Origin of the sequence: Bacillus cereus group sp. MYBK220-1, assembly GCF_051916445.1 — a bacterium.
Lineage (GTDB): Bacteria > Bacillota > Bacilli > Bacillales > Bacillaceae_G > Bacillus_A > Bacillus_A cereus.
On the sequence record NZ_JBQAGQ010000004.1, the window covers coordinates 304,619 to 321,756 of the forward strand.

The window sequence follows — 17,138 nt, forward strand, 5'->3', positions numbered from 1 at the left end:
TTTGTAATTAAAATTGAAAAAGTCATAAATGATTATGTCTAAACCATAAAGTAGTAGAAGTAGTGCTGGGAAATTTATATAAGGAGAATGCCTTATGACAACACATTTCTTTGCCAGGTTAACAGGTAAGAGGGAAGTGCCTCCTGTAAATACAGAAGCTTTTGGGGTAGCAGAGTTTATTTTTAGTGATGATTTAACGAAATTGCATTACAGAGTAATACTAAAAAATATAGAAAAGGTTACATCGTGTCAAATTCATTTAGGGAAGTCTACTCAAATTGGTCCTGTTGTTTTATATTTGTATGGTCCACTGGAGCAAGGGATTAGTTTGAACGAGGGAAGTATTACTGGTGTAGTGAATGTAGAGGATTTTGAGGGACCTTTACAAGGGAAATCATTTGTACATTTACTTCAAGAAATTATTCAAGCAAATGTATATGTTAATGTCCATACGAAATCACAAAAAAGAGGAGAAATAAGAGGGCGAGTTAGAAAAGTAAAGAAGTAGAGGAAAAGGCTGTCCATATGTTGGAACAGCCTTTTCTCATTATATAAGGTGCTAGTTTTAGCGATTATTGTCGGTAAATCGATATGTTTTGAAAATCGCTGATATAATCTGAGTTGCGCCGATATAACTCACGTTACGGTCGATATTTTTAAAAACGGCCTCAATTAATTTTTAACAGGCTGATTTTTAATAAAGAAGTCCATAACGTAAAATACTTCGTCATCAGGTATTTGTATTTCAAATGTATTTTCAATTGGTTGCAATGCTTTTTTTACTTTCATATACATCCAGTATTCATCTTGTCTCCTTTTCTCCTTATCAGGATGAGGAAGAAGGCTTTCTCCTTTTTGGAGACGGTCAACCATACAGCTCATATGCAGAATAACACCCATTAAGCTATCAGGAGTTAGCTGTAAGGAAATTAATTCTTGGATTGTATTTAATGCGTAACGAATTGTTTTAATCAGTAATGCCCCATCGTTACGTTGCATTTGTTGTTCAAGAATATCCGCCATTTTTGCATATGTTTCTTCATACGTAATTAATTCTTGAATGGGCTGAATCGCTGTGTAGTTTACGATGTCTTGGAAATGATATGTTAAGCACGGCACTTGCACATCGAAATTCGTGACGATACAAATGATGTTACGCTCTTTTTTTATGTTCTCGATCATTTTCGTTAAATCTTTTTCATGGACGATACTAATCGGAATAATTTCAATTAAGTCTTTATCAAATCGTAAATAGTTCTCTAACATTTTTTGAATAGCTAAAGCACTTCCTTCACCAGTTAAACAAGCTGTTAAAATAACAGATTTCATTGGAGAGAGAGGTTTTTTCTTTTCTTCTTGTACGTTTAAGTAAAATGGTGTTAAATTTTTTACTGTTTCATACAGCGCATCTAATGAATAACCGAGCTGAGCTTTTCGAGCTGCTTCTAGTGCATGTGGTGTGCTCGTCATCGAGAGAACACGTACAGGGATTTTGAACTCCGTTTCTAATATGTCACCGATATAAGCAAGTGACCCCATATCGACAAGTAAGAGAAGCCCATTTACATTTTGTAGTGTTTTCATATACACTTTCACACGTTCCAAGAAATCTTTCGGTGATTCGTGTAACGGCATATCAATACCGGTTACTTCCTCAATGCCGAGAAGTTCGTTTGCAACGTTTGCCATTTCAGTTGCGATGCCATTACCGTGTGCTAATATTAATACTTTTACTTCTGTTTGTGAGGCAGGAATTGGATCAACAACGAAGAACATTGTTAAAAAGCCAGCTTCATCAATAGGCATTGTTATTTGTAATTCTTCCTCCAGTAGTTGAATGCATTGCATGGCTACGGAAAAAGCTTCTTTATATTTCGTACGAATTTGATTTAATTGTGGGTGATGTATTTGTTTTCCGCTTTGTAAACGTTGTAGAGTTGTCTGTACATGTAAACTTAAAGCGAGAAATACTTTTTCATCAAACGTCTTAGATAAATGCTTTTCAGCAAGTTCCGCTATTTTTTCACATACGGAAACGATATTACGATCCACAATTTTAAAAACATTTTCATGGCTTGTTTTTTTGGATATTTGGTTAAAATATTGTACGAAAAAGCTTTGAACATCATTTTCTATTAGTAATTCTAATTCTTCCTCTTCAATACCACGTGCTTGAAGTTCTTCGTATTTATAGTCAATATAATCGTAAATAGAAGAGCGTTTTTCATCTTCTGTTTTATGATTACTCCAACCTTCCTCACCTGTAAATACAAATGTTTCATTTGGTATTTGGTATAAGTGACGGCTCTTCCTTTCAATGAACAACCCTTCTTTCATATACCAAGGTAAATCTGTACTTGAAACATAGACAGAATCACGTTTCTTTGTGACCAAATCAGAATAGGCTTTCGCACAGGCAATTTGAACATCTGTTTTTAATTGACCGATGTTATTGGGACAATTGTAAAAGACGAAAGCACGCATTGCATTTGGGCTAACGTGAATGTCTTTTCGCAGACGAATTGCTTCATTTGTGAAAAATAGCTGTAGTAAAGCAAAGCGCTCTTTATGTGTACGCTCACGAAGTGGTGGCAGCGTAACAGTCATCGGTATACGTCTTGTAAATGTTTTTAATAAAAATGAATTTGGTTCTTCTGTTGTTGCAGTAATGATTAATACTTGTGCTTTACGTTCGTTCTCTGTTTCTCCAAGGCGGCGGTATACTCCGCGGTCAATAAAGGTGAAAAGCATTTCTTGTCCCTCTGGAGGCAGGCGATGTACTTCATCTAAGAAAAGAATTCCTTCATGTGCTTTTTCAATTAACCCTTTTTGATCACTTGCTCCTGTATAAGCTCCTTTTTTAATCCCAAATAATTGCCCGAGTAGTAACTGTGGATTATTTGCATAATCAGCACAGTTAAAGACGATAAATGGTGCATCTTTGGGAAGCTGTTCAACTTCAATTGCATATTCGTGCATTAAAGAAGCAAACATAGACTTTCCGACCCCTGTTTCTCCCAGTAGTAAAGTATGCATACCGTTTGGAGGATAGAGAATAGAAGCTTTCGCTTTTTCAATTGCAATTTTAAGGCTCGTATTTTCAATTGCAAATGTATCCAATGAAGTTATGTCTTTTGAATGCGTTTCCAACGAAGTGTTCGTTTCTATGTAAAAACGAACAGGTCGCGTATTTGTTTTTAATAAACGTTTATCTTTTACAAGTTTGTTTAAATCGCTACTTACATTGGCGCGATCTAGTTGCAGAAATGTAGCGAGTTCTGATGCGGTTACACCTTCTGTATAATTGCCTTTTTGTATTGCGTTAAAAATGAGATCTATTCGTTTCATTTCTATTCACCTCGAAACTTCATCACTATTTAAAATTTTACACAAAAATGGGAAGGGTGGGAAGAGAAAAATAAAACAGCTTTAGCACATAGGCACTAAAGCTGTTACAATCTTGTGTCTTTCCAAAAATTTACCTTGAGATGAGAAGAAGGATTATAGGGAAGAAGTTTGTATCCTTGTGACTGTAAATAATCAATTACTTTTGGCAGTATTTGTACGGTTACACTCGAATCATGCATTAAAATGACTTCGACTTGTTCATCACTTTGATTACGTACTCTTTCGAGTATGGCAGAAGGATTGTCATAGCTTTTCCAGTCGTATGTATCGATCGTCCAATCCCACATTTTATACTGGGCCGATACAAGTGCGTCACGGTAATTCTTTTTTAAGTAAGGCATACTACCATATGGAACGCGAACGAGATGTGTATTTAATTTCGTAACTTGCTGGACAATGCTTTGTGTTTGCTCCATTTCTGCAATTAAAGTGGAAGGGTCACCAGTGTAAAGGCGTTTTACATCGTGTGACATACTGTGAAGTCCGATATAATGTCCTTCTTTAATTAATCGTTGCATTGTCTTTTTATAATGTGGTACTTTTCCACCAATAACAAAGAAAGTTGCTTTTCCGTTCTTTTCTTTTAAGATGTTTAAAATTTGTGTAGTATATTTGTTTGGCCCGTCATCAAATGTTAAGTACGCAATTTTTTGTGTAGGAGAAGTTGTTTCAGTATTTGGATGATATTCAGCAGGAATAACAGTTGTTGCTTCAGTATTAGATGATACGTACATAGTAATCGTTAAAAATAAAATAATACATTGAAATACTCGCTTGATCATAACATTCACCCTCAGTTTGACAATCAAGATGTAAAAAAGAAAACTTGATACTTTTCTTATTATGTATATCTTTCTCCAATAGAGGAACTCTCAAACAATCTATATTTTGGAAATATAAAATGAGAATAAAAAATAGCATCCTCTTATAAGAAAGAGGATGCTATTTGAATATTTCATAATTGAAAAGGCTATACTACAATTAGTCTTCGCGTTTTTTCACTTTTTTATAAAAGGAAATGATTGGTTTGTAGCGTTCATGTACAAGCCCGATTATTTCAGCAATGATTTCTGTGAAGAAAATCAAAGCGAAAAGAAGAATAATGGATAACCATAACGTTGCAGTAGTGAAAATAATGGCATTTACACTAAAGAAAATACCGAATGCGTATATAATTAGTACCGTTTTGCGATGAGAGAATCCCATTGCAAGTAAGCGGTGATGTAAATGCGATTTATCTGGTGCTGAAATAGGTTTTTTATTTACGATACGACGGATGATTGCAAATATCGTATCAAATATAGGTACACCTAAAATGATAATTGGAACGATAAAACTGAATAACGTTACACTTTTGTATAATCCAAGTAACGATATAACAGAAATACAGTATCCTAAAAATAGTGCTCCTGTATCTCCCATGAAAATTTTTGCTGGATGGAAGTTGTAGAATAAAAATCCAATTGTACTTGCTAATATAATTAATGCGAGTGGCAAGATAATAGCTGTTCCAGTACCCCATGGGCTAGTAAAGGCCATATATGCTAGCGTTGCAAGTACGATAGATGAAATCCCAGCAGATAATCCATCTAAGCCGTCAATTAAGTTGATTGCATTCGTAATACCTACAAGCCAAAATACTGTAATTGGATAAGCAAGCCATCCAAGTTCAGTATCCCCAAAGAATGGGATATATAATACTTGCACTAATAATCCACTTTTTACAATCATAATGGCAACTAACAGTTGTCCACCGAATTTTACTCTCGCAGATAACTCGTACATATCATCTAAAATTCCGATGATTACAATGATAATTGCACCTAGCGTTATCGATAACATTCTTTGCTCATATAAGCCGCCGACAACAAATCCTACAGCTACACCAATAAATATTGCTAACCCGCCAAGACGTGGCATAATCTTTTGGTGCACTTTACGTGCGTTTGGCTTATCTGTCGCTCCTATTTTAAAAGCTAATTTAATAACTAAAGGAGTAACGACAAGTACAGTGATGAAAGATGCCAAAATGGCATAAATCACTTGTGAGTCCATTAATACCCCACCCTTTATAGTCTAACGTAATTTTTTTTTTTGAAAATATATTTATCTGAAAATTATGATGTTTATTTACAGGCTCATAACATATGGTATCACAAAAAGATTAGAATTCAATCTTTTTTTCTTTTTACGGTTAATGGAAGCGAATAGAATATATGACAATTGTATATAGAATGTTGAATCATATGAGAAGGTTAATCGTACTGAACCTTGGAATGTGACATTTCCTCTTTTTCTTCGATAGTGAATACTTTTATTTCAGTATTATAAGTGTTGCACGTAGAAATAAGTAAGTCTCGTGTTAAAATGTGGGAATTTATCACGCGTGAACTGGCAGCCTCATTTTTACTAATTAAGTTTTACTTTATAGTACATTTAATTTTACAAAAACTTTAAAAAAAGTAAGGGAAGTAATTCATATAATGAAGAAGGAAAAGGGTTTTCACATTTTTAATATGAGAGGGGGAAGCGCAGGGAGAGTTCTATATTTCATATCTTTTCTATTGTAAATTCCTGTGCGAAAAGGAAATGAAAATTACGATAGTAGGTACTGGATATGTTGGATTGATTACAGGAGTGGGATTGGCAAAATTAGGGTATTCAGTTACATGTTTTGATATAGATGATGAAAAAATTGAACGGATAAAACAAGGGGATTTACCTATTTATGAGGTTAGATTACATGAATTAATAAATTATGCATATGAGAATAATGCTTTAATTTTTACATCAAATAAAGAAGAGGCATTTGATGATGTAGAGTTTATATTTATTGCAGTTGGAACACCACCTTTATTAGATGGGACGGCAGATTTAACGTATATTCAGAGTGCTTGTAACGATATTGGATTATATGCGACGAACGATATTATTGTTGTTACGAAAAGTACAGTTCCAGTAGGTACAAATGATGTAATGAAGGGATGGATTGAGGAGAAGTTAAAAGGGAGGCATACAGTACATATCGTATCGAATCCAGAGTTTTTGCGTGAAGGTTCAGGTATTTATGATTTCTTTCATGGAGATCGTATTGTAATTGGAGCGGATAGTGAGGAAGTAGCAAGAAGAGTAGAGAGTTTGTATAGTGAATTATGTTTAGAAACGTATGTTACAGATATTAAAAGTGCAGAGATGATTAAATACGCGTCGAATGCCTTTTTAGCTACAAAGATTAGTTTCATTAATGAAATTTCAAATATATGTGAGAAGGTAGGCGCGAATGTATTAGATGTTGCCAAAGGGATGGGAATGGATAAGAGAATTGGCGCATCTTTTTTAAATGCGGGCATTGGCTACGGAGGGTCGTGTTTTCCGAAAGATACGAAAGCGCTGGTGCAAATTGCGGGAAATGTTGCTCATGATTTTCGTTTGTTAAAAGCGGTTATTGAAGTAAATAATAAGCAACAGCTGCTATTGATTGAAAAAGCGAAAAAAGTTATGAACATGAGTAAAAAGCGGATTGCAGTTCTTGGCGCATCCTTTAAACCGAATACGGATGATATTAGAGAGGCATCATCTCTTATTATAATAGAAGCATTACTTAATATAGGTGCAGAAATTGTTCTTTACGACCCAAAAGCAATTCAATATGTGAAAAATATATTTGGAGATGCTATACAATATAGTAGATGTATAGATGAATCGATTAGAGATGCGAGTGCGGTTTTTATCGTAACAGAATGGGAAGATATTCAAACTTATCCGTTAGAAAAGTACGTACAACTTATGAGGGAGCCTATTTTATTTGATGGGAGAAATTGTTATACTGATGAAGATGTTAAGAAACAAAAGATAGATTATTACTCGGTAGGAAGAAAAAGTATTTGTAATAGAAAAGTTTCTGTTATGCGTTAAAAAGGGATGTACTCATGCATATTTTTATATGTCATAATAGAAGCTGTAATTAGTGAAAGAAAAGAGGCAATCACATGACTGAACGTTTAAAAGTAATGACAATTTTCGGGACACGTCCAGAAGCAATTAAAATGGCACCTCTTGTATTAGAGTTGCAAAAACACCCAGAAAAAATTGAATCGATTGTGACTGTAACAGCACAGCATCGCCAAATGTTAGATCAAGTATTAAGTATCTTTGGAATTACGCCAGATTTCGATTTAAATATCATGAAAGACCGCCAAACTTTAATTGATGTTACAACGCGTGGTTTAGAAGGTTTGGATAAAGTAATGAAAGAAGCGAAGCCGGATATTGTACTTGTACATGGTGATACAACAACAACATTTATTGCAAGCTTAGCTGCTTTTTATAATCAAATTCCAGTAGGTCATGTTGAGGCGGGCCTTCGTACGTGGGATAAGTATTCTCCATACCCAGAAGAGATGAATCGTCAATTAACAGGTGTAATGGCGGATCTGCATTTCTCACCAACAGCAAAATCAGCAACGAACTTACAGAAGGAAAATAAAGATGAGTCACGTATTTTCATTACAGGAAATACAGCGATTGACGCGTTACAAACGACTGTAAAAGAAACATATAGTCATCCTGTACTAGAGAAACTTGGAAATGATCGTCTTGTACTTATGACAGCTCACCGCCGTGAAAACTTAGGTGAACCGATGCGTAATATGTTCCGTGCAATTAAGCGTCTTGTTGATAAGCATGAAGATGTACAAGTTGTGTACCCTGTTCATATGAACCCTGTTGTTCGTGAAATAGCAAATGAAATTTTAGGTGAACATAACCGTATTCATTTAATTGAGCCGCTAGATGTAATTGATTTCCACAATGTTGCAGCTCGTTCATACTTAATGTTAACGGATTCTGGTGGTGTACAAGAAGAAGCTCCATCACTTGGGGTACCAGTTCTTGTTCTTCGTGATACAACAGAGCGCCCTGAAGGTATTGAAGCAGGTACGCTGAAATTAGCAGGAACAGACGAAGAGACAATCTTTGGTCTTGCTGATGAGTTGTTATCAGATAAAGAAGCTCATGATAAGATGGCGAAAGCATCTAACCCTTACGGTGATGGTCGTGCATCAGAGCGTATTGTAGAAGCGATTTTACAACACTTTAATAAGTAAATAAAAAAAGGCCCAATCGGATAGATTGGGCCTTTTTTTTACGGCTGATTGCGCATAATCCACTCTGCATGAGCATTTGTAGAAGGTGGCGGATCAGTTGGTGTTTTATTTTGGTTTGTCTCTTTTTTTGTTTGTTCGTTAGAGTTAGAACTTGAATCAGGATTTGAGTTGTTTTTTGTAGTTGGATTTTTTGCTTTTTCTCCTAATTCTTTTTCAATTTCGTTACGCACCGTTTCTACACTGATTGGATCTGGAAGGAAGTAATAAATACCGCCTATCTTTTTGTCTTCGCCTTCAAGCTTTAACGTTTGCATTGTAGAAGGATCAAATCCAGAAAGTTTATTGTAAAGAGCAAGTCCGTCTGAAATAGGAATGTCGGTTTTTATATATTTTCCAACGACAGCTGTTAAATCTTTAATTTTAAATACAGTAGAGGTGGAGTTTAGTTTATGAGCAACAGCGGCCAGTAATTGTCTTTGTCTAGCAGCTCGACCATAATCGCCATTTGGATCTTGCTTTCGCATACGGACGTAAGCAAGTGCTTCTTCACCGTTTAAGTTTTGCTGTCCTTGCTTAAACTGAATTTTTTTGTAGTAATCCACGTCAGAGCGCTCCCAGAAATCGAAGGGTACGTCAACGGTAACGCCGCCAACAGCATCAACGATACCTTTAAAGCCTTGGAAATCAATTTTCAGATAATGGTCTACAGGAACTTTTAGAAAGCCTTCGACAGTTTTGATTGCCATTTCTTCTCCGCCGTAAGCATGGGCAGCGTTAATTTTGTCTTCCTTATTTTTGCCAACAATTTTAACTCGAGAATCACGAGGAATACTCATAAGTGAAATCTTTTGCGTTTTTGGATTGACTGTTGCAAACATTAATGAGTCTGTACGACCATTTTGACCATCTGTCGCATAATCTTCTATACCCATAATGAGAATTGTAAAAGGTTCTTTTGTAATTTCTACATCTTTGTTTCTTAAATCTGATTTTTCACGAGTAAAACCACTATACATCCCCATAAGAGAAGAGTAAGAATTTAACACATAAACTCCTATGCTGCCAAATAAAAATGCGAAAATAAGGAAGAAGAAAAGTTTCCTTCTTCGCTTCTTTTTTATTCTGCTATTTTGGAGATGATAATAACGTTCTTCCATATATAATCTCCTTAGTTCGTTAGTTCATTTGTAGGGAAGTAATTCACTACATTAATCTTTGAAGGTGATAAATTGGTTATGCTTAGATAACATCTTGTTCCAAGTACAACATATCTCCTTCTGTAATTGTACATTTCCCGTTTGTTAATTCAATCATCCAATCTGTAAATGCTTGTTTGCCGTCTTCTTCTACATACGTATCAAATGTGACATTTTCTAGATAATGTATATCTTTAATGGCATATTTTGAATTGCGTAATTCATTTTCCACTTTGCCAAGTAATGTGTAATCAATCTCGGTTTGCATCACACGCATTAGTTTTCGCTGGACAACACCGACATGATTAACGCCTTCGCTTGTACACTTTCCATATGCACGAATTAATCCACCTGCACCAAGTTTAATGCCACCAAAATAGCGTGTTACGACAACGACGGTATCTTTTAGTCCACGTTTTTTAAGTACTTCCAGCATTGGTACGCCAGCTGTACCGCTAGGCTCACCGTCATCATTTGCTTTTTGAATATGATCTTGTTCGCCAATTAAATAAGCGGAACAATTATGTGTTGCATTCCAATGTTGTTTTTTTATTTTTTGTATAAATTCTTGAGCCTCTTCCTCAGTCGTTGCTCGGCTAATATAACAAATAAATCTTGATTTTTGAATGACGATTTCGTGTTCGCCGTAGTCTTTGATTGTTAAATATTGTAATAGCACTTGTGTACGCCCCTATCTATCAAAATGACTAGTACTTTCCATTTTAAAAGCGAGCCTTTTTATATTCAAACATTTTTTCTAAATATGCTGAAGTTTTTGGTGAGTATTTTATCTTTTTGTTGTAATTTGTCGAGATGGTAGGTATAATTTCAACCGGCATTTTCATGTATGGATGCACCATTTGTAGTTTTCGTGTAAAATTAGGAAATAAAACTTTTTATAAGGCAGGTACGAAAATGAAAATAGCTATTGTTACTGATAGTACGGCATATATACCGAAGCAAATTCGTGATGAACTCAATATATATATGATTCCATTAAACGTTGTGTTTGGAACAGAATCTTATCAAGAAGAAGCTGAAATTTCAGCAGATGATTTTTATGTGAAAGTACGTGAACAAGAGGAACTTCCAAAAACTTCTCAACCAGCAATCGGAAAGTTTGTTGAGCTATATGAAGAACTAGCTAAAGATTATGATGCAGTTATTAGTATTCACCTATCAAGTGGAATTAGTGGTACATATCAAACATCAACGACAGCTGGACAGATGGTAGAGGGTATTGATGTATACACGTATGACTCTGAAATTAGTTGTGAAGTACAAGGATTTTATGTGCGTGAAGGTGCAAAGTTAGCAAGTGAAGGAAAGAACCCAAAAGAGATTATCGCTCGTTTTGATGAAATGAAGAAAACGATGGACGCCTATTTTGTAGTTGATGATTTACATCATTTACAACGTGGTGGTCGATTGAATAGCGCGCAAGCTTTCATCGGCAGTCTGTTACAAGTGAAGCCAGTTTTATATTTTAGAGATAAAATCATTATTCCGTTTGAAAAGATTCGTACACGTAAAAAAGCATTAAAACGTATCATTGAAATTTTTGATGAGCAAGCAAGTAAAGGTGTACCTATGGAAGCAGTTATCATTCATGCACAACGTGAAGAAGAAGCGAATGAATGGAAGAAAGAATTAGAAGCAAAATATCCTCACGTCACAATTCGTACAGGTTATTTTGGAGCTGTAATTGGTACGCACTTAGGTGAAGGTGCATTAGGTCTTGGATGGTATACGAAGTAATAAAGATATAAAAAGCTCTCTTTTTAAGAGGGTTTTTTTACGGGTATGTTACGTTTAGTTGACAAGTTAATATTTGGAAATGGTAAAATGTACGTAAAATAAAATAATGAGGAAAGTTTTATAACTTACTTTTTACAAGAAACTATATTATAATGGAAGAGAGGTGAAACATATGGAGCATAATTCTTGTTTATGTCCAAAGTTTGAGTCAGCTTTTACTCTGCTTAGTAAGAAGTGGACTGGCTTAATTATTAAATCTTTGCTTGAAGAGTCGAAACGTTTTAGAGAAATCGCAGATATTATCCCAAATATGAGCGATCGTATGTTGTCAGAGCGTTTGAAGGAATTGGAAAGCGAGGGCATTGTAGTTCGTAATGTCTATCCAGAAGTACCAGTTCGAATCGAGTATGGCTTAACTGACAAGGGGAAAGCGTTAGAAAGTGTTATGGATGAGGTCCAAAATTGGGCTGAGAAATGGATGAAGTAGCATTTCATTTGTATTCGTATATTTAATAAAACGTAAGGGATTCCTTACGTTTTTTCTTTGTTTATAGAAGTGAGAAAAGTATATAAATTTCTACACATACATACAAAAATATACGCATTTTGCGCTAGAGCTACATATAATATTACATTTGTTTTACAAAAACGTAACATTAGCAAAAAAAATCCCGAATTATGGTATAAATTTTATAGGTTATATACGGAAAAAGAAAAAAGAAAGCGGTGTAAAAAATAAAATGAAAAAGCTAAAAATGGCATCTTGTGCATTAGTTGCAGGGTTAATGTTTTCTGGGCTAACACCAAATGTATTTGCAGAAGATAAAATTTCTGACGTGAAATCACAAATTAATACACAAAATGACACTTTACATAAACAACAACAAGAACGTGATGAATTACAAAAGCAAATGAATGACTTAAACAAAACAATTCAAGGTTTAGATAAATCTGTTCAAGAGAATGCTGCAAAGCTTGATGAAACAATGAAAAAAGTTTCTGATACTGAGCAATTAATTGAAAAGAAAAATAAAGATATTGCAGAATTACAAACAAAGATTGCAAAACGTGAAGAGCTATTAAGAAAGCGTTTAGTTGCACTTCAAGAACAACCAAATACGAACGTTGTAACAGAAGTTCTTGTAAACTCTAAAAATGTTGCAGATTTAGTTGATCGTTTAACTTCAGTTTCTAAAATTCTTGAGTCTGATGAAGATATCATGAAAACACAACAAGAAGACCAAGCTAGTGTGAAAAAAGATGTTGCAACGGTAAAAGAGAAACAAAAAGAATTAAAAGAAGCACAAGCTCAAATTGAAACTGCTAAGAAAGAACTTGACGCTGAAAAAGAGAAAAAAGCAACAGCGGTAAACGATTTAAGCGGTAAAATGGATACAGTTGTAACTTCAATGACAAGTACGGAAGGTCAATTGAAAGAGCTTGAGAAACAAGCACTGCAATTACAACGCATTGCAGAAGAAGAAGCACAAGCAAAAGCTGCACAAGAAGCTGCTGCTCAAAAACAAGCAGAGCAAGCTGCTAAAGCTGCGCAAGCTCAGCCAGCACCTGCAGAGCAAGCTGCACCAGCAAACAATGGTGGACAAGCTCAAAAAGAAGAGCCTAAAAAAGAAGAACCTAAAAAAGAGGAACCAAAAAAAGAAGAGCCTAAGAAAGAAGCACCTAAACAAGAAGAGAAAAAGCCAGCTTCAAATGTGGGTGGCGTAATTGGTAAAGCACAAAGCTACTTAGGTTTACCATATGTTTGGGGAAGTGCATCTCCATCAAACGGTGGTTTTGATTGTAGTGGATTCATTTCTTACATCTTTGGTGTAGGTCGTCAAGACGTTAATGGTTACTGGAATTCTGTTTCAAAAGTAAGTAGCCCACAACCAGGAGATTTAGTATTCTTCCAAGGTACTTATAAAGCAGGTCCATCTCACATCGGTATTTACGTTGGTAATGGCCAAATGATTCACGCTAGTGATAAAGGAATTGCGTACGGTGATATTAACAGCTCGTATAACCAAAAACATTTCTTAGGATACGGTCGATTCTAGGATTTATAAAAGAATAAAAAAAGTGTATAAAGTCGATAGCTTACTATTTTATAAGTAGGTTATCGGCTTTTTTGAGTTTTTACGAGATGATGAGAAAGGTTTATAGTAGTGCTGGAGGTGATTGTTGATGGTAGCGGGGAAACAGTTGCTATTAGAAGAACTTTCTTCAGATTTACAGAGGAAATTAAACGATTTGAAAAAGAAGGGAGAGATTGTATGTGTACAAGGTGTAAAAAAGAAGAATTCTAAATATATGTGCCAACGCTGTGGAAATGTAGATCGGCGGCTATTTGCGTCGTTTTTATGTAAAAGGTGCAGTAAAGTGTGCACATATTGCCGGAAGTGTATAACGATGGGGAGAGTAAGTGAATGTGCTGTACTTGTTCGCGGGATTGCTGAAAGAAAGAGAGAAAAGAATTCAAATTTGTTACAGTGGAACGGGACGTTGTCTACTGGCCAGAATTTGGCGGCGCAAGGAGTTATAGAGGCTATTAAGCAAAAAGAATCATTTTTTATTTGGGCTGTATGCGGGGCTGGGAAAACAGAGATGTTGTTTTACGGTATTAACGAAGCGCTTCAAAAAGGAGAAAGAGTTTGTATCGCAACGCCAAGAACGGATGTTGTTTTGGAATTAGCACCGAGATTACAAGAAGTATTTCCATATGTAAAGGTAGCGGCTTTATATGGAGGGAGTGTAGATAAAGAAAAAGATGCAGTATTAGTCGTTGCGACCACGCATCAATTATTACGTTATTATAGGGCGTTTCATGTCATAGTTGTAGATGAGATAGATGCTTTTCCATATTGTGCAGATCAAATGTTACAGTACGCGGTAAAACAAGCGATGAAAGAAAAAGCGGCGCGTATTTATTTAACTGCGACTCCAGATGAAACGTGGAAGCGAAAATTTAGAAAAGGTGAACAAAAAGGTGTTATTGTTTCTGGACGATATCACCGTCATCCGTTGCCAGTTCCTCTATTTTGCTGGTGCGGAAATTGGAAGAAAAGCCTCAACCGTGAAAGAATTCCTCGAGTTTTACTACAATGGTTAAAGATGCACTTAAACAAAAAGTATCCTGTTTTTTTATTCGTTCCCCATGTACGATATATAGAAGAAATAAGCTCGTTATTGAAATCATTGCATAATAAAGTTGAAGGGGTACATGCAGAAGATCCGATGAGAAAAGAGAAAGTCGCAGCGTTCAGAAAGGGAGAAATCCCATTATTAGTTACAACGACAATTTTAGAGCGAGGCGTAACGGTGAAAAATTTGCAAGTTGCAGTTTTAGGGGCGGAAGAAGAAATATTTTCAGAAAGTGCGCTCGTACAAATTGCGGGCCGAGCAGGGCGGAGCTTTGAAGCACCGTATGGAGAGGTCATTTATTTTCACTATGGCAAGACAGAGGCGATGGTGCGCGCGAAAAAACATATTCAAGGTATGAATAAAAATGCGAAAAAACAAGGAATGATCAATTAATGCATTGTTTACTTTGTGATGAGTGTTTTGTAGAAAAGATTAGTTGGTACACTTTTTTTGTAAAGTGTCATAGAAAATATATATGTGATAGATGTGAGCAGAAACTTTCCTATATTATAGGAGAAATTTGCATGGAGTGTGGGCGACCTTTAGAATTTGTTCCTGCCTCATTTCAAGAAGACGGTATTTGTATAGATTGTATAAGGTGGATGAAAGAGGAGAAGTATCGTTCTTTTAAAAACCGTTCGTTATATATGTATGATGATGAGATGAAAGAAATAGTAGCGCAGTTTAAGTTTCGGGGGGATGCAGAGTTAGTGCACATTTTTTATCGTCCTTTTCGAAGTTTATTTCAAAAGTATTTTGCCAGTGTTTCAACCGTTATCGCTGTTCCGCTTAGTAAGGAAAGGGAAGTTGAACGTGGTTTTAATCAAGCTGAGTTATTAGCAACTTGTTTGCCTGTCAAAATTTCTTATCCATCATTAAGAAGAAGGGAAACAGAAAAGCAAAGTAAGAAGACACGTAAAGAAAGGGTGTCAGGAAGCAATCCTTTTTATTTTCAGGGAGAAGAGATGTTTTCTGGGCAACATATTTTACTCGTTGATGACGTGTATACGACAGGGATTACAGTTAGGCAAATCGGAAGTTTGTTATATGAAAGAGGGGCAAGGGAAGTATCTAGTTTGACACTTTGTAGAAGTTAATATGGCAGTGTCGAAAGGGATAAGAAAAAGACGATAAGTCTTCTTTGACTTCATATGTTGTCATTCGTTATAGTCAAAATATGGGGCGAATACCCTGATTTTTAGAGTGAAGGGAATGGAATGAACATGCAAGGAAGAGTGAAATGGTTCAATGCAGAAAAGGGATTTGGGTTTATTGAGCGTGAAGATGGTGACGATGTATTTGTCCATTTTTCTGCTATTCAACAAGATGGGTATAAGTCATTGGAAGAAGGGCAACAAGTAGAGTTTGACATTGTAGATGGAGCACGTGGACCACAAGCAGCTAATGTTGTGAAACTGTAGGGTATATTGTTTTGGGAAGAGAAAGCTGCGTTTGTGGCAACGTTATATATATGTAGTAGAACCTCTTGTTTTTCGCAAGGGGTTTTTGTTATAGGGTAAGTTGTCAAAAAGTTGTTTCTTTTCTGTAACGAATTGTCCACAGAAATATTCGTTATTCACGATGTTAATAGGATAAAATAAAGATAGAAACGATGCATCTTTTCATTTCAACAAAAAACGATAAAAAAATCGCAATTCCACTAATTTTTTTAAAAAAGTTAGAAGGAGTTTTTAAGCCAATGTCGAAATTATAGTACATAGGCTTGAAAGGAGGAATTCATCTATGAAATTCAACATTCGTGGTGAAAATATTGAAGTAACTCCAGCATTAAAGGAATATGTAGAGAAAAAACTAAGTAAGTTAGAGCGTTATTTTGATACATTCCCAGAGATTAAAGTTAATTTAAAAGTATACTCTGACAAGCAACGTGTCGAGGTAACAATTCCATTTACTGATTTATTACTTCGTGCAGAAGAAACTAATAGCGATATGTACGCTGCTATCGATTTAGTAGTTGATAAAATTGAGCGACAAATTCGTAAACATAAAACAAAAGTAAATCGTAAGTTACGTGAGAAAGGTTCTATGAAAACGAACTTTATCCTTCCAGAAGCAGTAGCTGTTTTGGATGAGGTAGAAGAAGATGAATTAGAACTTGTACGTACAAAACGATTCGATTTAAAGCCGATGGACGTTGAAGAGGCAATCCTACAAATGGATATGCTAGGACATAATTTCTTCGTCTTCACAAATGCTGATACAAATGAAACTAATGTTGTATATGGCCGTAAAGATGGGAAATACGGTTTAATCGAAACTAAATAATAATTCGAAAGCGCAGCCAAATGAGGCTGCGCTTTTTTTGCTGAAAATAGATTTTTAAAAAACTTTTCTTAATTTAGAACGAGACAATCGGCCGATTGTTGTCATAGTTATAAGACAAGTGTTACAATTATCATTAGGTATATACATTTTAGTTTTTTTAATTAGGAGAAAAATTGGCATAACATACATTTGATTTTTATAACGACTGATTGTAATAGAGAAAAAGAAAAACAATCGGAAGTTT

Annotated in this window: 15 protein-coding genes; 10 read left to right on the forward strand and 5 right to left on the reverse strand. The window is 35.3% G+C overall.

Annotated elements, in window-relative coordinates:
• The first annotated feature begins 94 nt into the window (after positions 1-94).
• Complete coding sequence (exsM, locus tag ACTFRU_RS19115; RefSeq protein ID WP_000207046.1) at positions 95-508, forward strand: exosporium regulatory protein ExsM; 414 nt, start codon at positions 95-97, stop codon at positions 506-508.
• Positions 509-672: 164 nt separating this feature from the next.
• Here exsM and ACTFRU_RS19120 read toward each other — a convergent pair whose 3' ends face one another.
• The 3 genes from ACTFRU_RS19120 to ACTFRU_RS19130 all read right to left on the reverse strand — a co-directional run bounded on the left by ACTFRU_RS19120 (position 673) and on the right by ACTFRU_RS19130 (position 5,463).
• On the reverse strand, positions 673-3,348 hold the full coding sequence (locus tag ACTFRU_RS19120; RefSeq protein WP_000820967.1) for a PRD domain-containing protein: 2,676 nt from the start codon (positions 3,346-3,348) through the stop codon (positions 673-675).
• Between the two features lie 104 nt (positions 3,349-3,452).
• Positions 3,453-4,190 (reverse strand): polysaccharide deacetylase family protein, encoded by a 738-nt coding sequence (locus ACTFRU_RS19125; RefSeq protein ID WP_000597150.1) that lies wholly within the window; start codon positions 4,188-4,190, stop codon positions 3,453-3,455.
• A gap of 199 nt (positions 4,191-4,389) precedes the next feature.
• Positions 4,390-5,463 (reverse strand): glycosyltransferase family 4 protein, encoded by a 1,074-nt coding sequence (locus ACTFRU_RS19130; RefSeq protein ID WP_006917642.1) that lies wholly within the window; start codon positions 5,461-5,463, stop codon positions 4,390-4,392.
• Positions 5,464-5,997: 534 nt separating this feature from the next.
• Between ACTFRU_RS19130 and ACTFRU_RS19135 the strand changes: the two genes are divergently transcribed.
• Together ACTFRU_RS19135 and wecB are read left to right on the forward strand one after the other, a co-directional pair.
• Positions 5,998-7,323 (forward strand): UDP-glucose dehydrogenase family protein, encoded by a 1,326-nt coding sequence (locus tag ACTFRU_RS19135; RefSeq protein ID WP_006917643.1) that lies wholly within the window; start codon positions 5,998-6,000, stop codon positions 7,321-7,323.
• Between the two features lie 74 nt (positions 7,324-7,397).
• Positions 7,398-8,513, forward strand: a complete 1,116-nt coding sequence (gene wecB / locus ACTFRU_RS19140) for a non-hydrolyzing UDP-N-acetylglucosamine 2-epimerase (RefSeq protein ID WP_000140145.1) — start codon at positions 7,398-7,400, stop codon at positions 8,511-8,513.
• A 38-nt stretch (positions 8,514-8,551) separates the two neighbouring features.
• Here wecB and ACTFRU_RS19145 read toward each other — a convergent pair whose 3' ends face one another.
• Together ACTFRU_RS19145 and ACTFRU_RS19150 are read right to left on the reverse strand one after the other, a co-directional pair.
• Positions 8,552-9,670, reverse strand: coding sequence for an LCP family protein (locus ACTFRU_RS19145; RefSeq protein WP_000392799.1), 1,119 nt, complete (start codon positions 9,668-9,670; stop codon positions 8,552-8,554).
• A gap of 82 nt (positions 9,671-9,752) precedes the next feature.
• Positions 9,753-10,388 carry a YigZ family protein gene (locus tag ACTFRU_RS19150; RefSeq protein WP_000926672.1) on the reverse strand — a complete coding sequence of 212 codons (636 nt, stop codon included), beginning with the start codon at positions 10,386-10,388 and terminating at the stop codon, positions 9,753-9,755.
• A gap of 236 nt (positions 10,389-10,624) precedes the next feature.
• On the opposite strand from ACTFRU_RS19150, the gene ACTFRU_RS19155 reads away from it, so the two are divergent.
• The 7 genes from ACTFRU_RS19155 (at position 10,625) to hpf (ending at position 16,894) form a co-directional block, all read left to right on the forward strand.
• Entirely contained in the window at positions 10,625-11,467 is an 843-nt protein-coding gene (locus ACTFRU_RS19155; RefSeq protein ID WP_000684725.1) for a DegV family protein, read from the forward strand.
• 172 nt (positions 11,468-11,639) lie between these two features.
• On the forward strand, positions 11,640-11,954 hold the full coding sequence (locus tag ACTFRU_RS19160) for a winged helix-turn-helix transcriptional regulator (protein WP_000400857.1): 315 nt from the start codon (positions 11,640-11,642) through the stop codon (positions 11,952-11,954).
• A 148-nt stretch (positions 11,955-12,102) separates the two neighbouring features.
• Positions 12,103-13,524 carry a C40 family peptidase gene (locus tag ACTFRU_RS19165; protein WP_149214744.1) on the forward strand — a complete coding sequence of 474 codons (1,422 nt, stop codon included), beginning with the start codon at positions 12,103-12,105 and terminating at the stop codon, positions 13,522-13,524.
• Between the two features lie 127 nt (positions 13,525-13,651).
• Complete coding sequence (gene comFA / locus ACTFRU_RS19170) at positions 13,652-15,001, forward strand: ATP-dependent helicase ComFA (protein ID WP_440037756.1); 1,350 nt, start codon at positions 13,652-13,654, stop codon at positions 14,999-15,001.
• On the forward strand, positions 15,001-15,705 hold the full coding sequence (locus tag ACTFRU_RS19175) for a ComF family protein (protein ID WP_006926665.1): 705 nt from the start codon (positions 15,001-15,003) through the stop codon (positions 15,703-15,705). Before comFA ends, ACTFRU_RS19175 begins: the two co-directional genes overlap by 1 nt.
• Before the next feature lie 126 nt (positions 15,706-15,831).
• Positions 15,832-16,029 (forward strand): cold shock protein CspC, encoded by a 198-nt coding sequence (cspC, locus tag ACTFRU_RS19180; RefSeq protein WP_001990088.1) that lies wholly within the window; start codon positions 15,832-15,834, stop codon positions 16,027-16,029.
• A gap of 322 nt (positions 16,030-16,351) precedes the next feature.
• Complete coding sequence (gene hpf, locus ACTFRU_RS19185) at positions 16,352-16,894, forward strand: ribosome hibernation-promoting factor, HPF/YfiA family (protein WP_000671186.1); 543 nt, start codon at positions 16,352-16,354, stop codon at positions 16,892-16,894.
• The last annotated feature ends 244 nt before the right edge of the window (positions 16,895-17,138 follow it).